Below are 17,980 nucleotides of genomic sequence, written 5' to 3'. Positions count from 1 at the left end.
CCGCGACACCCGGGCGGCGGCGCCCTTGGAACGACCGCGCGCCTGCGCGAAGGGTAGGGCGAAGCCATGGAGGAACGTGCGATGCCGGAAGCGGCGCGCCTGCTGATCACCGGCGGGGCCGGACGGGTCGCGACCCTGATCCGGCCGCACCTGCGCACCGCGGGGATGCGGCTGCGGCTGCTCGACCGGCAACCCGTCGAGGACCTGGAGGCGGATGAGGAGGCCGTGTCGGCCGACCTCTCCGACCCGGAGGCGCTGCGCGCGGCCATGGCCGGCTGCGGCGCTGTGCTGCACCTCGCCGGCTGCACCACCGACGCGCCCTGGCCGGAGCAGATCGCCGACAGCGTGGCGGGTTGCGCCAACCTGTTCGAGGCTGCCCGCGCCGCCGGGGTGGAGCGGGTGGTCTATGCCAGCAGCAACCACGCCGTCGGCTTCTACCCGCGCGACCGGCGGGTCGGCAGCGACGTCACGCTGCGGCCCGACAGCCGCTACGGCGTGGGCAAGGCCTTCGGCGAGCTGCTGGGCGCCTTCTTCGCCGACAAGTACGGGATGCGCGTCCTGGCCATCCGCATCGGCTCGGCCGAGCCGGCGCCGTTGGACCGCCGCCGCCTGTCCATCTGGATCAGCCCGCGCGACCTGGCGCAACTCGTGCGCATCGGCGTCACCCATCCGGGCCTGCGCTTCGCCGCGGTCTACGGCGTCTCCGACAATGCGCGCAGCTTCTACGACAACGGCGTGGCGGAGGCCCTGGGCTACCGCCCCCTCGACCGCGCGGAGGACCATGCTGCGGCGATCCTCGCCCGCGACCCGCCGCCCGCCGTCCCCCTGCCGGCGGGGGAGGTCGCGCAGGGAGGGACCTTCGCCGAGGCGGGGTTCGTCGGCGACCCGGCCCGGTTGCGGGAGTGGTGACGGACGCCCTCACGGCCGAGCTGGCGGCGCCGGTGCAGCAGGCCGCACAGCGACGCGAGGACCGGGTTGCGGTTTGCCGGCCACGCTGTCGAAGCAGGCATACCTGTGCGCCTCTCGCCGGAGGAGTGCTCCAGCTTCGTCAAGGCGGAGGTGGCGAAGCGGCAGACGGTGGCGCAGGCAGCCGGGCTGACCGCTGAGTAGGCAGCACAGGCTGTCGGGACCACGGGTGGAGCTGGCACCCGTCCACCGGGCTGCGGGGCTTTCGCGCGGTCGACCACGGCCCCCCTGCTTGGCCGCCTGTGCCGGGCCTGGCGGCCGGGGAGCGCATCCCCTTCCATGTCGCCGCCGCCCAAGCCTAGCCTGACAGCGGCCATCGCGGCGCGGAACGGCGGCACGGTCGGCGACCATCCGGCGGTGACAGGCGCCGCGTGGACCTGGGGGAGGGAAACGCAGGATGATGCGACGCGACGCGTTGGCCGCGGGGGTGCTCGCCGCTGCTGCGGTTGGGTCTTCCGATGGGATCGTGGGGCAGGCCAGGGCCCAGGCCGCATCCGGCCCTCCCCGGGCCGCCGACCTCCTGCGCAACCCCGCCAAGGAGAAGCTGAAGCGCGGCGAGGTGGTGGTCTCGATGAGCGTGCGCCTCGTGCGTTCGATGGAGATCGCCCAGATCGCCGCCGCGGCGGGCTTCGACTCCCTCTACGTCGAGATGCAGCACAGCACCTTCACCGAGGAGCAGATCAGCCAGATCTGCCAGGCCGCGATCCTGGCCGGCATCACCGCCCTGGTCCGGGTGCCCAGCATCCGCCCCGAGCATGTCGGGCGCGTCCTGGATGGCGGGGCGCTCGGCATCATCGCGCCGGAGCTGGAGACGGCGGCGGAGGTGCGCCAGCTCGTCGCCGCGGCGCGCTTCCCGCCCTGGGGCAACCGCTCCGCCCCCGGGGCCCAGGTCTTCCCCTTGCGCTACCGCAGCTTCCCCACGGCGGAAGCCTATGCGGCGATGAACGACGCGACGATGGTGGTGGCGATGCTGGAGAACACCACCGCCCTCGACCAGGTGGAGGAGATCGCGGCGGTGGAGGGGCTCGACATGCTCTTCATCGGCACCAGCGACCTGACGAACAGCATGGGGCTGGTGGGCCAGCCGGACCATCCGCGGGTGCAGGAGGCCTTCGCCCGCACCATCGAGGCGTGCCGGAAGCACGGCAGGCAGGTCGGCATCGGCGGCCTGGCGGGCCGCCCCGACCTGATCGCCCGCTACCTGAAGATGGGGGCGCGCTTCGTGTCCAGCGGCACGGACCTGACCTTTCTTCTCGGTGCCGCATCGTCGCGGGCGAAGCAGATCCAGGACATCCGGCTGGATTAGGGCGCGCGGCGTGATGGGCTGACCGGTGTCAGACTGGCGCCCGTGGCCCGGGAGCAAGGCGCCGCCAGCCGGGAAGGGTCAGCCTGTCACGCCACGCGAATCAGCTGATCGGCTCGGCGCCGACCTGGTCGACGATGCGGCGATAATGGTGCGGCTGGCGGTGGGCGGCGAAGTTGAACATCTTTTCCTTGCCCTGGCGGCAGAGGTCGAGGTCGCAATCCGCCACCAGCACCTCGTCGCCCAGGGTCTTCGCCTGTGCCACGATCACGCCGTTCGGGTCGACGATGACCGAGCCGCCGATCAGGCCGGAGCCGTCCTCGTTGCCCGCCTTGGCCACGCTCACCGCCCAGGTCGCGTTCATGTAGGCATTGGCCTGCGCCGCCAGGGTGGAGTGGAAGGTGCGGATCGCCTCGTTCTCCGTGGTGCCGCCATTGGGGTCGTAGGCGGCGGAATTGTAGCCGACCAGCATCAGCTCCATCCCCTGCAGCGCATAGACGCGCCAGGCCTCCGGCCAGCGGCGGTCGTTGCAGATCAGCATGCCCAGGATGGGTGAGCCCCATTCGGCCGGCCCGCGGAATGCCTGGAAGCCCTGGTCGCCGTACTCGAAGTACCGCTTCTCCAACTGGTGGAAGCGGTCGCCTGCGCGCGGTTCCACGCTGCCGGGGAGGTGGACCTTGCGGTACTTCGCCAGGATGGCGCCGTCCGGCCCGGTGGTGACGGCGCTGTTGTAGCGCCGGCCATCCCCGGCCAGCTCGGCATAGCCGACGTAGAAGCCCACGCCCAGTTCCCGCGCGCGGTCGAACAGCGGCTGCACCCGCGGGTTCGGCATGGCCGTCTCGTAGTACCGGTCCAGCTCCGCGCCTTCGAGCAGCCAGCGCGGGAAGAAGGTTGTGAAGGCCAGCTCGGGGAAGACCACCAGCTTCGCGCCCTGCGCCGCCGCTTGCTCCAGCAGGGCGATCATGCGGGCCAGGATGGCCTCGCGGCTGTCGGCGCGCTGGTTGGGGCCCATCTGGGCGGCCGCGAGGCGGAGGATACGGGGCACGGTCTGGTCTCCTGTGGCCGGCCGTCGCGCGGCCGCGTCATGGGTCTCCCGTCATGGCGTACCAGGATCGGGCGGTTCAATCAGCCCGGCGACCGGAATTCGGGCCCCGCCCATGGCGGCCGCGCCACGCCGACGGCCCGCCCGGTTGAGCCGGTGGCCATCCGCCACGGGGAAATCCCCCGAAAAACCGCCACCGGAGCCCGGCCAGTCCGTTGGGGCACCTCACGGCGCCGGGGATCGGGGCCCCCGACCGGATGACGGCGGCGTCGCCGGCGATGCCGGGCCACGCCCCGCCCCGGTCCGCCGCGCGAAGCGGGCCGCTGCCGGCCCGCTTCCTGGCTGCCGGCGGTCAGGTCCGGAAGCGCTTCGCCTGCTCGTCATAGGCGGCGTAGCCCAGGATCGCCGAGAGCTCGGGCGGCGGCAGGGCGGTCTCGGCCGCGGACTTGCCGGCGGCCAGCGCCGCGAGCCCCGTCTTGATCGCCCCCGCCACGGGGGAGAGCAGCCCGGTCGGGAAGGTGCCGATCTTGATGCCCAGCGACGCCGCCTTCTCCTGTGTCGGCGTCTCGCGCGGGGCGCCGGGCGAGAGCACGGCGAAGGTCGGCCGCCCGGCCGCGGCGGCCACCGAGCGGCGCACCTCGTCCTCGTCCGCCGGCGAGTCGTAGAACAGGATGTCGGCGCCCTCCTCGACGAAGGCCTCGATTCGGGCCAGCGCCTCCTCCGCGCCCTGGGTCGGGCGGCAGTCGGTGCGTGCCATCACCAGGATGCCGGAATCCTTCGCTGCCTCGACGGCCGCGCGGATCTTCATGCGCGCCTCGTCGCGCGGCAGGCAGGGCTTGCCGGCGGAGGTGAGGGCGCGCGGCGTGATCTTGTCCTCGATCAGGATCGCCGCCGCCCCGGCGCGCCCATAGGCGCGGACGGTGCGCTGCACGTTCATGGCGTTGCCGTAGCCGTGGTCGGCATCGGCCAGCACCAGCAGGTCGGGTGCCGCGCCGCGCACCATGTTGAAGGAATCGAACATCTCCGCGAAGGAGACGAGGTCGAGATCCGGGGCGCCGAGCCGTGCGGCGGCGACGCAGGAGCCGGAGAGGAAGACCGTGCGGAAGCCGGCGGCGGCGGTGAGCTTGGCGCTCAACCCGTCCCAGACGGCCGGCATGGGGATCAGGCCGGGCTCGGCCAGCAGGGCGCGCATTCTTTCGGGCGGTGTCATGGGATGGTCCTTTCCTGTGGCGGGCGAGGAGGGTGGCGGGTCATTCGCGCCATGGGCTACGGGCCCAGCGGGCACGCAGGCGCTTGTCCTCCTCGAGGAACAGCGCCTCCTGCGCCTCGGCCGTCATCGGTCGGCGCGGCAGGTTGATACGGTCGGCATCGGCGATCCAGCCGGGATCGGCATTGGCGGCGGCGACGGCTTGGCGCAGCCGGTCGCGGATCTCCGCCGGGATGCCCGGCGGCGCGACCAGGCCGCGGGTGGAGCCGGCGGTGATGGCGATGCCCTGCTCGCGCAGCGTGGGCACGCTGCCCGTCGCGGTCCAGCGCTCCGGGCCGCCCTGGGCGAGGCCGCGCAGCGTGCCGTCGCGCAGCAGCGCCAGCCCTTCGCCCATGTTGAAGGAGCCGACGTCGATGGTGCGGGAGAGCAGGCCGTTGGCGATGGGGGGGGTGCCGTTGAAGGGGATGTGGGCGAACTCGGTCCCCGTCGCATCCTGCAGCGAGAGCAGCAGGAAGTGGTCGTCCGTGCCGACGCCCGCCGTGCCGACGGTCAGGCGGCCGGGCTGCTGCTTCGCTGCCGCGACGAGGTCCGCCATGCTGCGCCAGGGGCTGTCGGCGCGCACCCAGAAGCCGCAGGGATCGTCGATGACGTTGCCCAGGAAGACGAAGTCCTGGACGCGGTAGCGGACCTGCCGCTCGATCGGCAGGGTGATGGAGTTGGGCGCCTGCGCCGCGCCGAGGGTGAAGCCGTCCGGCGCGGCATTGGCCACGCCCTCGAAGGCCTGCTGGCCGCCGGCGGCGGCGCGGTTCTGCACGACGAAGGTGGCGCCGGGCAGGTGGCGTTGCACCGCGGGCAGGAAGGTGCGGGCGAGGATGTCCATGCCGCCGCCGGCCGGACCGGGGACGAAGACCTGGATCGGCCGGTCCGAGGGCCAGGGACCCGCGGCCCGGGCCAGCCAGGGGTGGGCGAGGGATGCCCCCGCCGTGCCGGCAAGAAGCTGCCTGCGTCTCATCATGTTCCTCCCTGAAGGGGTGCGCACCGGGGGGTATCACCGGCACGGGACCCCGCGACCGTCGTGGCCATGCTGCCGGATCGCGGGGCACTTGGCATCTTGTGGCCTGGGCATCCCGTGGCCTGGGCGTCCCGTGGCATGCGGGCCTCAGCGCCGCCGGCTTCGGCGCACCAGCAGCATCATGGACCCGACCACGACCAGGTTCACCAGGCACATGATCAGCGAGAAGGCCGCGAGCAGGCCGAAGCTGCCCGTCTCCCAGATCTCCAGGATGGCGAAGCCGATGACCGGGTTGCGCAGCCCGGCGAGCAGCGCGGCCGCCGAGAGGTCGCCCATCATGTGGACGAAGACGATCGTCCAGCCGGCGACGATGCCGGGCAGCGCCAGCGGCAGGACGATCCGCGCGAGGGTGCGCCCCTCGCCCGCGCCGCTGATGGCGGAGGCCTCGCGCAGATCGCGGCCGATCTGCGCGACGGCGGCGTTGGCCGCGATGCTGCCGGGCGGCAGGTACATCACGACGAAGGCGAAGAGCAGGATCAGCGCGGTCCCGGAGAGGTAGAAGGGCGCGCCGCTGAAGGAGACGAGGATGCCGATGGCGATGACCAGGTTCGGGAAGGCGGCCGGCGCCCGCGTCAGGAAGTCCACGACCCGGCTGGCCCGCCCCGGGCGGAAGGTGACCTGCACCGCCGCCAGCACCGCGACCAGCATGCCCACCGCCGCGCCGATGGCGGAGAGCATCAGGCTGTTGCGGAAGGCGTTGCCCGTCATGCGGTTGACGAACAGCACCTCGTTGAAATTGTACAGCGTCAGCTCGGAGAGGCTGAGGCTCGGGGTCCAGAAGGGCTGGAGCGAGACCAGCAGCAGCGCCGCGGCGGGGATGAAGCAGGAGGCGGCGATGAAGGCCAGCAGCAGGCTGCGCGCCGGCCAGCGCCAGGGCCCCAGCGGCACGCGGGAGGAGCCGGAGGCCTTGCCGCCGAGGGTGACGAACTGCCCCGCCCGCGAGGCGCGCACCTGCACCCACCACAGCAGCCCGACCAGGGCGAGCATCAGGAAGCCCAGCATCTGCGCCTCGACCAGGTTGGGCGGGTAGTCCTTCGTCAGCATGGCGACGATGCGCGTGGTCAGCAGGTCGATCCGTGCATGCGTCGCGATGATCGCGGGGATCGAGTAGACGCCCATGCCGTTGATGACGACGAGGATCGCTGAGGCGAGGATGGAGGGCGCGATGGCCGGCAGGGAGACGCGCCACAGCGTCCGCGCCAGGCCCGCGCCGCTGACCCGCGATGCTTCCTCCAGCGCCGGGTCCAGGTTCTGGAAGGCGGCGGAGAGCATCAGGTAGACGAAGGGGATGCCGTTCAGGCTGTAGACGAAGATCAGCCCCGTCCAGCCGTAGATATCCGTCTGGAGGCTGTCGAAGGGCGCCGGCAGCGCCGCCAGCAGCCCGTTCAGGAAGCCCACCTGCGGCGCCGCCACGAAGACCCAGCCGATGGCCAGCGCCACGTTGGGGATCAGCAGCGGGATCACCGGCAGGATGAAGCCCAGCCCGCCCAGGTTCGCGTCCGTCCGCTCGTTGATCCAGGCGAGCACCCCGCCCGCCAGCACCGCCAGCACCGTGCTGGCCAGCACGACGATCGCCGTGTTCGCCAGCACCCCCGGCAGCCAGGGCTCGGCGAAGAGGCCCAGCGCCGCCGTCAGCGCCCCTTCGGCCAGGAAGGTGCGGAGCAGCATCCGCCCCAGCGGGTAGACGATCAGGAAGGCGAGGCCCGCGATGGCCAGCCAGCTGAACAGGAGGTAGGGCGGCGGCAGGACGAGCCTGGACCGCCGCGGCGGCGGATGCGGCAGGGCGGTCGCGCTCATGCCGCCCGGGCCTCCGCGGCCGGCACGGCGCCGCGCGGCACGATGCGGACGCGCTCGGGCGCGATGGCCAGGACCACCTCCTGCCCCGCCGCGAGGTCCGCCTGGTCCTCCGCCGACCAGAGCCGGAGCTGGCACTCCCCGGCGCGCACCACCACCTCCGTATGCGGGCCGGCGAAGAGGCTGGCCTCCACCCGGCCCGGGAGGCGGTTCGCCTCCCCCGTGCCGTCGCCGAGGCGGATCTGCTCCGGCCGCACCACGACGGAGACGTCGCTGCCCGGCTGCATCCCGTCCGGCAGATGCGCCCGCGCGGCGCGCAGCGGCCCGGCCCCGGTCTCCACCGTCACCAGGCGGTCGTCCATCGCCGCGATCCGGCCGGGCCAGATGTTGGCCGTGCCGACGAAGGCCGCAACGTACTCGCTGTTCGGGTTCTCGTAGATGTCGCGCGGGCGGCCCAGGGCGGCGATCCGGCCGCGCTCCAGCACGGCGACGCGGTGGCCCAGCTCCATCGCCTCCGTCTGGTCGTGGGTGACGTAGAGGCCGGAGAAGCCGATCCGCGCCTGCATCACCTTCAGCTCGAAGCGGAGCTGCGCCCGGACCTGGGCGTCCACGTTGGACAGCGGCTCGTCGAACAGCACGACGTTCGAGCCGGCGACCAGCGCCCGGGCCAGGGCCACGCGCTGCTGCTGCCCGCCGCTGATACGGCCGGGATACTGCGCGCTCAGGCCGCCGATGCCGGCCAGCGCCAAGACCTCCGCCACCCGGCGCGCCACCTCGGGCTGCGCCACCTTCCGGCAGCGCAGCGGGTAGGCGACGTTCTCGAACACCGTCATGTGCGGCCAGAGCGCGAAGGACTGGAAGATCATGCTGAGCCGGCGCCGCTCGGCCGGTTCCCAGATTCCCTGGCGCGAGCAGAAGACGGTGCGCCCGTCGACGACGATCCTGCCCCGGTCCGGCCGCTCCAGCCCCGCCACGCAGCGCAGTAGCGTCGTCTTGCCGCAGCCGCTGGGGCCGAGGAGCACGACCAGCTCCTCCGCCCCCACGCTCAGGCTGACATCGTCCACGGGCGTGATCGCCTCGCCCCCCTCGCGGCGGTAGGTCTTGGTGAGGTCCACGACCTCGATGCGCGGGCTCATGGCGGGCTCCCGGCTGGCGGCGTCAGGGACGGAGGCCGACCAGCTCGATCAGCTCCCGCTGCAAGGCGGGCGAGATCGTGTCGTTCGAGCCGATGTGGTTGGGCGACAGCTTCGGGCAGGCCGGGTCGTCCACCGGCATCACCGGCACCTGGCCGAGCTCGCAGACGATCTTCTGGGCGGTCTGGCCGAACTTCCAGTTGATCCAGAGCAGGGCGGCGTTCGGGTGGTTGGACTTCACCGGCACGGCGGCGCCGTTCTCCAGCCCGTGCGCCGGTCCCTCCGGCTGGAAGACGGCGACGGGCGCGCGCTGCGCCCGAAGCTGCGCGCTGTGCGACAGGGTGGTCGGCACCACGATCTGGTACGCCCCGGCCACCGCCTGCTGCGCGCCCGCGGTGCCGGTGCCGACCATCTGGATGCCGTGCTGGCCCAGCGCCCGGACCCAGTCGGCGCCGTAGGCATCCCGCATCACCAGCAGCCAGGAGGTGATGTTGGTGGAGATCTTCGGGTCGACCAGCGCGATCTTGCCCTTCCAGCGCGGGTTGGTCAGGTCCTTCCAGCTCCGCAGGTGCTGCCGGATGTCGTCCTGCGAGACGGTGCGCGTGCTGTAGGTGATCGCATGCGGGCTGACCGCGTCGATCACGTAGTTCGCGTTCTTCGCCTTCACCGGCGCGTTGTCGCCCGCATTCGGCAGCATGGCGGCGGTGAGGGGGCGGAACAGCTCCGGCCGTTCCTGGTAGAGTGCGGTGGAGGCGGTGTAGAGCATGTCGGCCTGCACCACGCCCGCCTCGACCTCGCCGACGAAGCGGTTGAACACGGTCGTCGAGGGCTGGCGGATCCACTCCACCCGGATGCCCGGATAGGCCTTCTCAAAGGCGGCGACCTGCTTCTGCATCTCGGCATCCACCGAGGAGGTGTAGATGACGAGCCGGCCCTCCTTCTTCGCCGCCGCCTCGATCTCCGCCGCCGTCGGTTCGGCCGCCCGGACGCGGCCGGAGCCGATCCAGGGCATGGCGAGGGCGGCACCGGCGATCAGGCTCGTGCGTCGCGTCAGGTTGCGCATCGGGGGGATTCCTTCTCAGCGGCCGCTCGGCCGGTCGCCGAAATCGGCGACCTTGCGGGCAAGGGTGTTGCGGAGGATGACGACGTCGTGCGACAGCTCCAGCATCGTCACGCCCTGGGCGATCCGGGCCTCGATCGCCTCGTCCTGCATCCCGACGCCGAACATGACGTGCTTGCCGGTGGCGCGGGCGGCCTCGCAGGTGCGGGTCAGCGCCTCCTCCGTCCGGGCCTGCACCATCGCCTCGTCGTCGCTGCCGAGCGACATGCCGAAGTCGCTGGGGCCGAACAGGGCGAAGTCGATGCCCTCCACCGCCAGGATCTCCCGCACCACCGGGATGGCGCCGGCGCTCTCGATCATCACGCCGACCAGCGGCTCGGCATTGCTCCAGGCGACCCACTCCTCGCGCGTCCGCCGGCCCCACTCGCCGGAGATGCAGAGCGAGCCGATGCCGCGCCGGCCGAGCGGCGGGAACTTCGCCGCGGCCACCACCTCCCTCGCATCGGCGGCGGAGGTGACGTGCGGCACCAGCACGCCGCCGGCCCCGACTTCCAGCGCCTTGCGCGCCAGGTAGGGATCGTCCCGGTCGATGCGCACGATCGGCACCACCTCGGCGATGGCGGCGGCGCGCAGCATGTTCTCCAGCGATTCGTCACGCCGCCAGGCATGTTCCGTGTCGATGCGGACGAAGTCGATGCCGGAATAGCCGGCCGCCTCCACCATGCTGGGCGCGCCGGAATAGATCGCCGTGCCGGTGACGACGCGGCCGGCCGCCAGCTTCTGCCGGACCTTGTTGGGCTTGCGCATCAGCATGCGGTCTTCCTCCCCTTCCTTGCCGTCAATGCGTCAGGATCGTTCCCAGGAACCGCTGGGCGAGCGGATGCCGGGGTGCGTGGAAGAACGCCTCGGGCGGCGCCTGCTCCAGGATGCGCCCGCCTTCGAGGAACCAGATGCGGTCCGCGGCATTGCGGGCGAAGCCCATCTCGTGCGTCACGCACAGGATGGTGCGGCCGCTGCGCGCCAGGCCCTGGATGATCTCCAGAACCTCGCCCACCATCTCGGGGTCGAGGGCGCTGGTGGGCTCGTCGAACAGCATGATGGGCGGGTCGAGCGCCAGGGTGCGCGCGATGGCCACGCGCTGCTGCTCGCCGCCCGACAGCTCCGCCGGCCAGTGGCGGAGGCGGTGCGACAGGCCGACCCGCTCCAGCAGCGCCACAGCCTTGCCGTGCGCCGTCGCCTTGTCCTGCCCCAGCACCCGGATCAGCGGCAGCGCCACGTTGTCCACCGCGCGCAGGTGCGGGAACAGGTTGAGCTGCTGGAAGACGAAGCCGATCCGGCTGCGCAGGCGGTTGAGGTCCGTCCCCGGAGCGTTCACGTCGATGCCGTCCGCCACCACCCGCCCCTGCTGGATCGGCTCCAGCCGGTTGACCGTGCGGATCAGCGTGGACTTGCCGGAGCCGGAGGGGCCGCACAGCACCACCGTCTCGCCGCGCGCGACCTCCGCGTCGATGTCGCGCAGCGCCTGGAATTCGCCGAACCACTTGGAAACGCCGGCGAAGGAGACCATGGGGGCGCTCATGCCGCCAGCGCCCCGTGGCGGCGGCGGCGGATGCGCCGCTCCAGCCCGTCGGACGCCTTGCTCAGGCTGAAGCACAGGAGGAAGTAGGCCATCGCCAGGATGCCGAAGACCTCGAAGGGGTGGACGATGAGGATGTTGTTCACCCGCATCGCCATGAAGGTCACCTCGCCCACGGAGATGATCGAGCCGAGCGAGGATTCCTTGATGATCATGGTGAACTGGTTGAGCATCCCGGGCATGACGTTGTAGAGCGCCTGCGGCAGCACGATGCGCAGCGTGATCGGTGTCCAGCGCAGGCCCAGCGCCCGCGCCGCCTCCACCTGCCCCCTGGGCAGGCCCTCGATGCCGCCGCGGATGGATTCCGACAGGTAGGCGGTCTGGTAGACGCAGATCGCGACGATCAGCGTCGGCAGCGGATCGACCGGGAAGCCCGCGACGACGGGGGCCAGGAAATAGGCCCAGAAGATCACCATCAGCAGCGGGATGCTGCGCACGCCGACCACGAAGGCCGTGGCCGGCCAGGCGAGCCACCGGATGCCGCTGGTGCGGGCCAGCGCGACGAGCACGGCGCTGGGGAAGGTCAGCACCAGGCAGACGACGGCGATCAGGACGGTCAGCACCAGCCCGCCCAGCGGCCCGTTGGGATACTGCCCGACGAGGAAGACCTGCCAGTTGTCGGAGAGGATCTGCCACATGGCCGCTACTTCAGCCGCAGGCGGAAGCGGTGCGCGACCGCGGCCCCCAGCCACATCAGGGAGAGCGAGCCCGCGACATAGATCGCCGTGACGATCGAGAAGGTCTCGAAGATGCGGAAGGTCAGCATCTCGATGTGCCGCGCCTCGTAGGTCAGCTCGGCGGCGCCGATGGCCGCGGCGATGCTGGTCAGCTTGAACAGGAACAGCGTCTGGCTCATCAGGCCCGGCAGGGCCAGCCGCCAGGCCTGCGGCAGGATGATCCAGCGCATCGCGCCGATATAGCCCAGCCCCATGGAGCGCGCGGCCTCCATCTGCGTCGCCGGGATGGCGCGCAGTCCGGTGCGGAACTCCTCCGAGAGGAAGGCGGCCTTGTTGCAGCCGAGCGCGATGATGGCGAAGACCACCTCCGCGCCCCGGTCGTTGATCGCGTCGTTGAGATCGGGCGGCAGCAGCGCGGCGACGCCGAAGTACCAGAGGAAGAGCTGGATCAGCGCCGGAACGTTGCGGTGGTACTCGACATAGGCCACCACCAGCCAGGTCACCGGCGGCAGCCCGAGCGCGCGCAGCAGCGTGAGCAGGATGCCCAGCGCCATGCCCATCAGCCAGGAACAGGCGAAGAGCAGCAGGGTCACCTGCAGCCCGGACAGCAGCAGCCCGCGGTACTCGGGATTGGTGATGACGGCCAGGTCCAAGCCTCGTCCTCCGCTGCCTCGCGCGCGCCGCCTATTCCGTCAGCGGCTGGCCGAAGCGGAACTCGCGCTCCATGCGGTAGACGCTGTTGCGCCCCAGCCACTTGTCGAACAGCGCCTGGCCTTCGCCGCTCGTCTCCAGATCGGCGAGGAACCGGTTCAGGAAGGCCTTCCACTCCTCCTCGCCCTTGCGGATGCCGAAGCCGGAGGCGGCGTAGGTCAGCGCGCCGGGCAGGGCGCGCAACGGCCGGACGGAGGGGCCGGCATTGGCCTCCAGCGCGCGGGCCTGGCTGTAGCGCATGGCGGAGGCGACGACCTTGCCCTGTTGCAGCGCGACGAAGTTCGCGGGCTGGCTCTCGAAGGCCACGACCCGGGCGGTGGGCAGGCGCTGCGGGATCAGCGGCTCCAGGAAGGAGCCGGCGACGACGCCGATCCGCTTCCCGGCGAGTTCGTCCACGCTCTGGATCGAGGACGCCTCGGGGACCATGAAGCTGAAGGATTCGTTGATGTAGGCGCCGCTGAAATCGACCTGCTGCGCCCGCTCCCGGCTGTAGCTCAGCAGCCCCGCGAGCAGGTCGATGCGGCCCTGCGTGATCTCTGGCACGCGCGCGGTGCTGGAGACCTCCTTGAGCTGCACCGGCACGCCCAGCGCCTTGCCGACCATGTTGCACAGGTCGATCTCGTAGCCGACCACCTGCTGCGTGCGCACGTCGAGATAGCCCCAGGGCGGCGAGTTCGAGCTCATGCCGCAGATGAAGGCGTTGCGCGCCCTGATCTCCGCCAGCACGTCCGCGCGGGCCGCGGGGCCGGCGGCCACCGCGCCGGCGAGCATGGCGGCCAGGCCGAGCCATCCTGCGAGCTTCATCGTCGTCTCCCCCTTCCTGCTTGGTCTGTCTCGATCAGTCGAAGGCGATGCCGACGGTGCCGAGGCCCGCGACCTCCGCCTCCACATCGGTCGCGGCGCCACGCGGCCAGGGGCCGAGCCTCGCCCCGGTGATGACGACGTCGCCCCGCCGCAGCCCGCCGGTCCGGGCGGCGGCATGATCCGCGAGCCAGGCGAGGGCGGAGAGGACATTGGCCGTGTCGGCGCCGCCCGCGACGGTTGCCACCTCCGCCCCGTCCAGCCGCAGCCGCATGCCGACGCTCTCCAGCGCCAGCCCCTGCCAGTCGGCGCGGCCCGGGTCCAGCACGACGGCGGCGTTGCTCTGGCTGTCGGCGACGACGCTCAGCGCGGAGGCCGCCTTGCGGTCGCGGAAGCGGGAGCCGAGCAGCTCGATCGCCGGGTGCAGCGTGGCGATGGCCTCGCGCAGGTCGTCTGCGGCATAGGGCGTTTCGCGCGGCGGCAGGTCGCGGCCGAGCGTCACGGCGATCTCCACCTCGATCTCGGCGCCCGGCATCGCCGCGAAGCGCGCGGGCGAGGCATGGATGAGCTCGGCGCCGATCGGCGCGCAGCTCGGGTCGGCATCGCCGCGGCGCGGGCCGACCTTCCAGCCGCCGATGCGGCCGGTCTGGCGGATCACCGCATCCTGGATGGCGTAGGCCTGGCCGATGCCGGTCGGGCGCAGCGCCACCGGCAGATCCTCCAGCGGCGCCCCGCCACGACGGGCCTCCAGCAGCAGTGCGGCGGCCCGCTCGGCATCGTTCGGCATCGCGTCCATCTCCCGTCAGCCCCGCTCGACGATCTCGACGGGCGCGCCCTTGAGCTTTTTCTTGGCGGCCAGCACGGCCTGGATCTCGGCCAGCGGGGCACGGGCTACGATCGCCTCCTCCTGGCGCTTCTCCAGCACGGCGAGGTCGTCGACCTCGGTCATCACCGCCTCCGCCGCCTGGTGCGGCACCACCACGACGCCGTCCACGTCGCCGACCAGCAGGTCGCCCGGCCGCACCTGCGCGCCGCCGCATTCGATCGGCACGTCCACCGCGGCCAGTTCCAGATCCGACGGCGGCCGGGCGGAGACGCCGCGCGAGAAGATGGGCAGCTCCATCTCCTTCAGCTCGCCCGCGTCGCGCACGCGGCCGTCGGTCACCATGCCCTTCAGCCCCTGGTAGAGCGCGAGGTGCGCGATGTTCTCGCCGAACAGCCAGGAGCGGGCGCCGCCCGTGCCGATCACCAGCACGTCGCCGGGATCGAAGGAGCGGATGATCGTGTAGATGGACAGGTCGGGGCGGCGGATTCCGGTGCGCGGCACGAACTTCAGGGTGCGGATGCGCCCGTGCAGCCGCCAGCCGGGCGAGAGCGGCACCACGTCGTCCATCCAGGAGCCCAGCCCCAGGCGCCCCAGGGCATCCGTCACCCAGCTGGTCGGCGCCGTCGCATAGCGCTCCAGCAGCGCGGTCGGGAGGGTCAATACGCTGGTCATCGCAACGCCTTTCGCGGGCATGGGAAGGGGATTGGCGACACGGGCCATGCCCGTGCGCCTCCGATGCTGGCGGCGTCCCCCGGGGCGCTGGCCCGCCGCCCTCGCTGGAAAGGGTCGGGCGGGGGGCGCTCCTGGATGGGACCGGTGGTGGCTAGGTCGGGGCCGGAATCGGCGGCCCGCGGCGATGCATGTCGGAGCGGGCGAGGACCTTGGCGGTCGGCATGGCTCTGTTTCCCCAGGCGCCGCTGTGGCCGCGGTGCTCTTTCGCGAACCCTATGGCGGGGCGGGAGTGGGCACCACTAGAGAGTTTTGATCATTCCATAGCGGATCGCTATAGGGCGGACATGATCGGGGCCGTCGACCTCCGCCGCCTGCTCTACTTCCGTGCCGTGGCGGAGCACGGCTCTGTGTCGGCCGCCGCCCGGGCGATCCGGGTCGCGCAGCCCGCGCTGAGCCATCACATGGCGGAGCTGGAGCGGCTGCTCGACGTCCGCCTCCTCCTGCGCTCCCGGCGCGGCGTGCGGGTGACCGAGGCGGGAGCCGCCCTGCTGCGCCATGCGGGCCTGATGCTCGATCAGGCGAGCCAGGCCGAGCTGGAGATGCGGAGCTTCCACCCCGACGGGACACGGCGCGCTAACCGGACGATCCGCATCGCCTTCATCCCCTCGCTGGCAAGCAGCCTGACGCTGCCGCTGGTCATGGCGGTCCGGGACAGCCTGCCCGATGTCTCCCTGCACATCATCGAGGCGGGGACGCGCGAGAGCCATGCCATGGTCCTGAGCGGGGCCGTCGACCTCGCCGTCAACCTCAGCACCGACCGGCAGGTCGCGAGCGCCCCGCTGGCCTGGGAGGACATGGTCTTCGTGGCGCCGCTCGGGCGACGCCCGGACGCCAATCCCGTCATCCGCTTCGCCGAGCTGGCGCGGGAGCCGCTGGTGCTGCCCTCCATCGGGCGGCCCGTCCGCGACCTGGTCGACCATGTCGCGAGCGACCTCGACATCGCGCTGAACGTCGTGCTGGAGATCGACGGGCTGAGCCCGATCGTCCGCGCCGTCATGGAGGGGCTCGGCAGCTCGGTGATCGCGCCGTTCAACATCGCGGACGAGTATGCCGCCGGCCTCGTCGACGTGCGGCGGATCATCGAGCCGCCGATCACGCGGCAGATCGTCCTGGAACGCCGCGGCGGCTTCGACATGCTCCTGGCGGAACGGCTGCACGGCATCCTGCGGGGCCACCTGCAGGAGCTGCTGTCGCGCAAGGCGCAGTACCACACCCTCATCTGACGCGGCGCCGCCCCGTCGGCCCCCGCATGCCGGGCGCGCCGGCCGGCGGGGCCCCGCCCGCGGCGGGTGCCCTATCCCGGCGCGCCGCGCAGCAGCGCCTCCGGCACCTCCACCTCCAGCCCGAGCAGGTGGAAGGACAGGGTCTTGCCGTGCCCATCGAGGTTCAGCGCGCCGTTGACGCCGCCTTGCAGCACGTCGTCGAGGACGAAGTTGAACCCGCCCAGCCCCGGCAGGTCATAGCGGCGGACCCGGGTGGTGCCGCGATGGGCGAAGCGGGCCAGGACGCGGGCCTCGGTGACCTGCTCCGCCAGCAGCGGCACGAGCTCCGGCCGGTCGGCGAAGAGCGCGATGTTCAGCCGGTTGCCCTTGTCCCCCGCCCGCGCATGGGCGATCCGGTGCAGCGGGACGGCGGTCATGCGGGCTCTCCCATCTCCAGCAGCGTCACGCCCGGCCGCACCCGCTCGCGCGGGACCATGAAGGACAGGGTGCGGATCCGGTCCACCACCCGGGTCCTGGCCCCGCCGCCCCCGGCCGGGCCGCAGCAGAGCAGCGACAGCACCTCCCGCGCCGCGCGCTCCGCCGCCTCGCGCGTCTCCGTCGCGACGGCGAGGCGCAGGCGCACGTCGGGCGGGTCGGTCCGGAAATCCTGGCGCCCCAGCGCCCCGTCATCGCCGTCGAAGACGCTGACCACGCCGATCAGGTCGATCCGCGAGCGTCCCGCGATGCCCAGCTGCCGCAGCCGCTCCGTCAGCACCCTGCCCGCCAGGGCGGCGCGGGCGCGGGCATTCGGGCCGGCATAGGAGATCTCGCCCTCGCCCAGCCAGCCGCCAGGCAGGCTGACCGTGGCCTTCAGCCGCTCCGGCCTTGGCCGGCCGCGGCAGCCGCGCACCCGCACGCGGTCGCGCCCCTCCTGCTCCAGCGAGACGCCCGTGACGTCCAGCACCACGTCGGGGGTAAGGTAGGCGGCGGGGTCGTGCAGCTCGTAGAGCAGCTGCTCCTTCACCGTGCGCAGGTCCACCAGCCCGCCCGTGCCCGGCGGCTTGGTGACGACGAAGCCGCCATCGGCGTCGATCTCGGCGATGGGGAAGCCGACCGCGTGCAGGTCGGGCACGTCCTTGCGCCCGGGATCGGCGAAGTAGCCGCCGGTGACCTGGCTGCCGCATTCCAGCAGGTGGCCGCAGGCGGTCCCCGCGGCGAGCCTGTCCCAGTCCTGCCAGTCCCAGCCGAAATGCGCGAGCATCGGCCCGAGGGCGAGCGCCGGGTCCGCGGCGCGGCCGGTGATCACCACCTGCGCGCCGGCCCGCAGCGCCTCGGCGATCGGCGCGGCACCGAGGTAGACATTGGCCGCGATCACCTGGGCCGGGTCCAGCACGGCGCCGGCCTCGCCCTCCCAGGGTTCCAGGTCGTCCAGCGCGTCGGTGCCGCGCACGTCGTCGCCCTCGACCACGCCGATGCGCAGGGCGGCGAGGCCGAGCTCCGCTGCCAGCCGCTGCACGGCCCGCGCCGCGCCGCGCGGGTTCGCCGCGCCACCATTGGTGACGATGGGGATGCCGGACGCGACGCAGCGCGCCAGGATGGGGCGGAACAGCACCTCCAGCGCCGGCTCGTAGCCGGCCTCGGGGTTGGCACGCCGCTCGCGCTGCGCCAGGGCCAGGGTGCGCTCGCCCAGCACCTCCAGCATCAGCGCGGCCGGGCCGCCGGATTCCGCCAGGGCGGCGACCACGGGGCCGGGCGCGTCCACCCGGTCGCCCGAGAAGCCGGAGCCGCAGCCGATGCGCAACAGGTCGGTCATGGCGC

18 protein-coding genes are annotated in these 17,980 nt (G+C 72.4%); 3 read left to right on the top strand and 15 right to left on the bottom strand.

Annotation, left to right across the window (positions count from 1 at the left end; genetic code table 11):
* The first annotated feature begins 66 nt into the window (after nt 1-66).
* Both LPC08_RS20030 and LPC08_RS20025 read left to right on the top strand, forming a co-directional pair.
* Nucleotides 67-909, top strand: coding sequence for an NAD-dependent epimerase/dehydratase family protein (locus tag LPC08_RS20030; protein WP_230449996.1), 843 nt, complete (start codon nt 67-69; stop codon nt 907-909).
* A gap of 454 nt (nt 910-1,363) precedes the next feature.
* Nucleotides 1,364-2,272, top strand: a complete 909-nt coding sequence (locus LPC08_RS20025) for an HpcH/HpaI aldolase family protein (protein WP_230449995.1) — start codon at nt 1,364-1,366, stop codon at nt 2,270-2,272.
* Between the two features lie 100 nt (nt 2,273-2,372).
* On the opposite strand, the gene LPC08_RS20020 is transcribed toward LPC08_RS20025, so the two are convergent.
* The 13 genes from LPC08_RS20020 to LPC08_RS19960 form a co-directional block, all read right to left on the bottom strand.
* On the bottom strand, nt 2,373-3,314 hold the full coding sequence (locus tag LPC08_RS20020) for an N-carbamoyl-D-amino-acid hydrolase (RefSeq protein ID WP_230449994.1): 942 nt from the start codon (nt 3,312-3,314) through the stop codon (nt 2,373-2,375).
* Nucleotides 3,315-3,663: 349 nt separating this feature from the next.
* On the bottom strand, nt 3,664-4,521 hold the full coding sequence (locus LPC08_RS20015; protein ID WP_230449993.1) for an isocitrate lyase/PEP mutase family protein: 858 nt from the start codon (nt 4,519-4,521) through the stop codon (nt 3,664-3,666).
* 40 nt (nt 4,522-4,561) lie between these two features.
* A complete protein-coding gene (locus LPC08_RS20010) occupies nt 4,562-5,533 on the bottom strand; it encodes a Bug family tripartite tricarboxylate transporter substrate binding protein (RefSeq protein ID WP_230449992.1) in 972 nt (323 codons plus the stop codon).
* Nucleotides 5,534-5,677: 144 nt separating this feature from the next.
* On the bottom strand, nt 5,678-7,387 hold the full coding sequence (locus LPC08_RS20005) for an ABC transporter permease (RefSeq protein ID WP_230449991.1): 1,710 nt from the start codon (nt 7,385-7,387) through the stop codon (nt 5,678-5,680).
* Nucleotides 7,384-8,520 (bottom strand): ABC transporter ATP-binding protein, encoded by a 1,137-nt coding sequence (locus LPC08_RS20000; RefSeq protein WP_230449990.1) that lies wholly within the window; start codon nt 8,518-8,520, stop codon nt 7,384-7,386. The genes LPC08_RS20005 and LPC08_RS20000 overlap by 4 nt, the downstream gene beginning before the upstream one ends.
* A 22-nt stretch (nt 8,521-8,542) precedes the next feature.
* A complete protein-coding gene (locus LPC08_RS19995) occupies nt 8,543-9,580 on the bottom strand; it encodes an ABC transporter substrate-binding protein (protein ID WP_230449989.1) in 1,038 nt (345 codons plus the stop codon).
* A gap of 15 nt (nt 9,581-9,595) precedes the next feature.
* Entirely contained in the window at nt 9,596-10,390 is a 795-nt protein-coding gene (locus tag LPC08_RS19990; RefSeq protein ID WP_230449988.1) for an HpcH/HpaI aldolase family protein, read from the bottom strand.
* A 25-nt stretch (nt 10,391-10,415) separates the two neighbouring features.
* Complete coding sequence (locus LPC08_RS19985; protein ID WP_304622036.1) at nt 10,416-11,156, bottom strand: amino acid ABC transporter ATP-binding protein; 741 nt, start codon at nt 11,154-11,156, stop codon at nt 10,416-10,418.
* Nucleotides 11,153-11,851 (bottom strand): amino acid ABC transporter permease, encoded by a 699-nt coding sequence (locus tag LPC08_RS19980; protein ID WP_230449987.1) that lies wholly within the window; start codon nt 11,849-11,851, stop codon nt 11,153-11,155. Before LPC08_RS19980 ends, LPC08_RS19985 begins: the two co-directional genes overlap by 4 nt.
* A gap of 5 nt (nt 11,852-11,856) precedes the next feature.
* Nucleotides 11,857-12,543 (bottom strand): amino acid ABC transporter permease, encoded by a 687-nt coding sequence (locus tag LPC08_RS19975; RefSeq protein WP_230449986.1) that lies wholly within the window; start codon nt 12,541-12,543, stop codon nt 11,857-11,859.
* Between the two features lie 31 nt (nt 12,544-12,574).
* On the bottom strand, nt 12,575-13,405 hold the full coding sequence (locus LPC08_RS19970) for a transporter substrate-binding domain-containing protein (protein WP_230449985.1): 831 nt from the start codon (nt 13,403-13,405) through the stop codon (nt 12,575-12,577).
* Between the two features lie 34 nt (nt 13,406-13,439).
* On the bottom strand, nt 13,440-14,189 hold the full coding sequence (locus LPC08_RS19965) for a 2-keto-4-pentenoate hydratase (protein WP_230449984.1): 750 nt from the start codon (nt 14,187-14,189) through the stop codon (nt 13,440-13,442).
* Nucleotides 14,190-14,204: 15 nt separating this feature from the next.
* Nucleotides 14,205-14,900, bottom strand: coding sequence for an RraA family protein (locus LPC08_RS19960; RefSeq protein ID WP_230449983.1), 696 nt, complete (start codon nt 14,898-14,900; stop codon nt 14,205-14,207).
* Nucleotides 14,901-15,244: 344 nt separating this feature from the next.
* Here LPC08_RS19960 and LPC08_RS19955 point away from each other — a divergent pair, with 344 nt between their 5' ends.
* The gene (locus LPC08_RS19955) at nt 15,245-16,183 is read left to right on the top strand and encodes a LysR family transcriptional regulator (protein WP_230449982.1); all 939 of its coding nucleotides are present in this window, start codon (nt 15,245-15,247) and stop codon (nt 16,181-16,183) included.
* Nucleotides 16,184-16,254: 71 nt separating this feature from the next.
* Here LPC08_RS19955 and LPC08_RS19950 read toward each other — a convergent pair whose 3' ends face one another.
* Nucleotides 16,255-16,599 carry an AtuA-related protein gene (locus LPC08_RS19950; RefSeq protein WP_230449981.1) on the bottom strand — a complete coding sequence of 115 codons (345 nt, stop codon included), beginning with the start codon at nt 16,597-16,599 and terminating at the stop codon, nt 16,255-16,257.
* Nucleotides 16,596-17,975: an acyclic terpene utilization AtuA family protein gene (locus LPC08_RS19945; protein WP_230449980.1), complete on the bottom strand. Its 1,380-nt coding sequence runs from the start codon at nt 17,973-17,975 to the stop codon at nt 16,596-16,598. The genes LPC08_RS19950 and LPC08_RS19945 overlap by 4 nt, the downstream gene beginning before the upstream one ends.
* Nucleotides 17,976-17,980 lie beyond the last annotated feature (5 nt).

This window comes from Roseomonas sp. OT10 (assembly GCF_020991085.1).
Lineage (GTDB): Bacteria > Pseudomonadota > Alphaproteobacteria > Acetobacterales > Acetobacteraceae > Roseomonas > Roseomonas cutis.
This window is presented reverse-complemented; position numbering and strand designations above follow the sequence as displayed.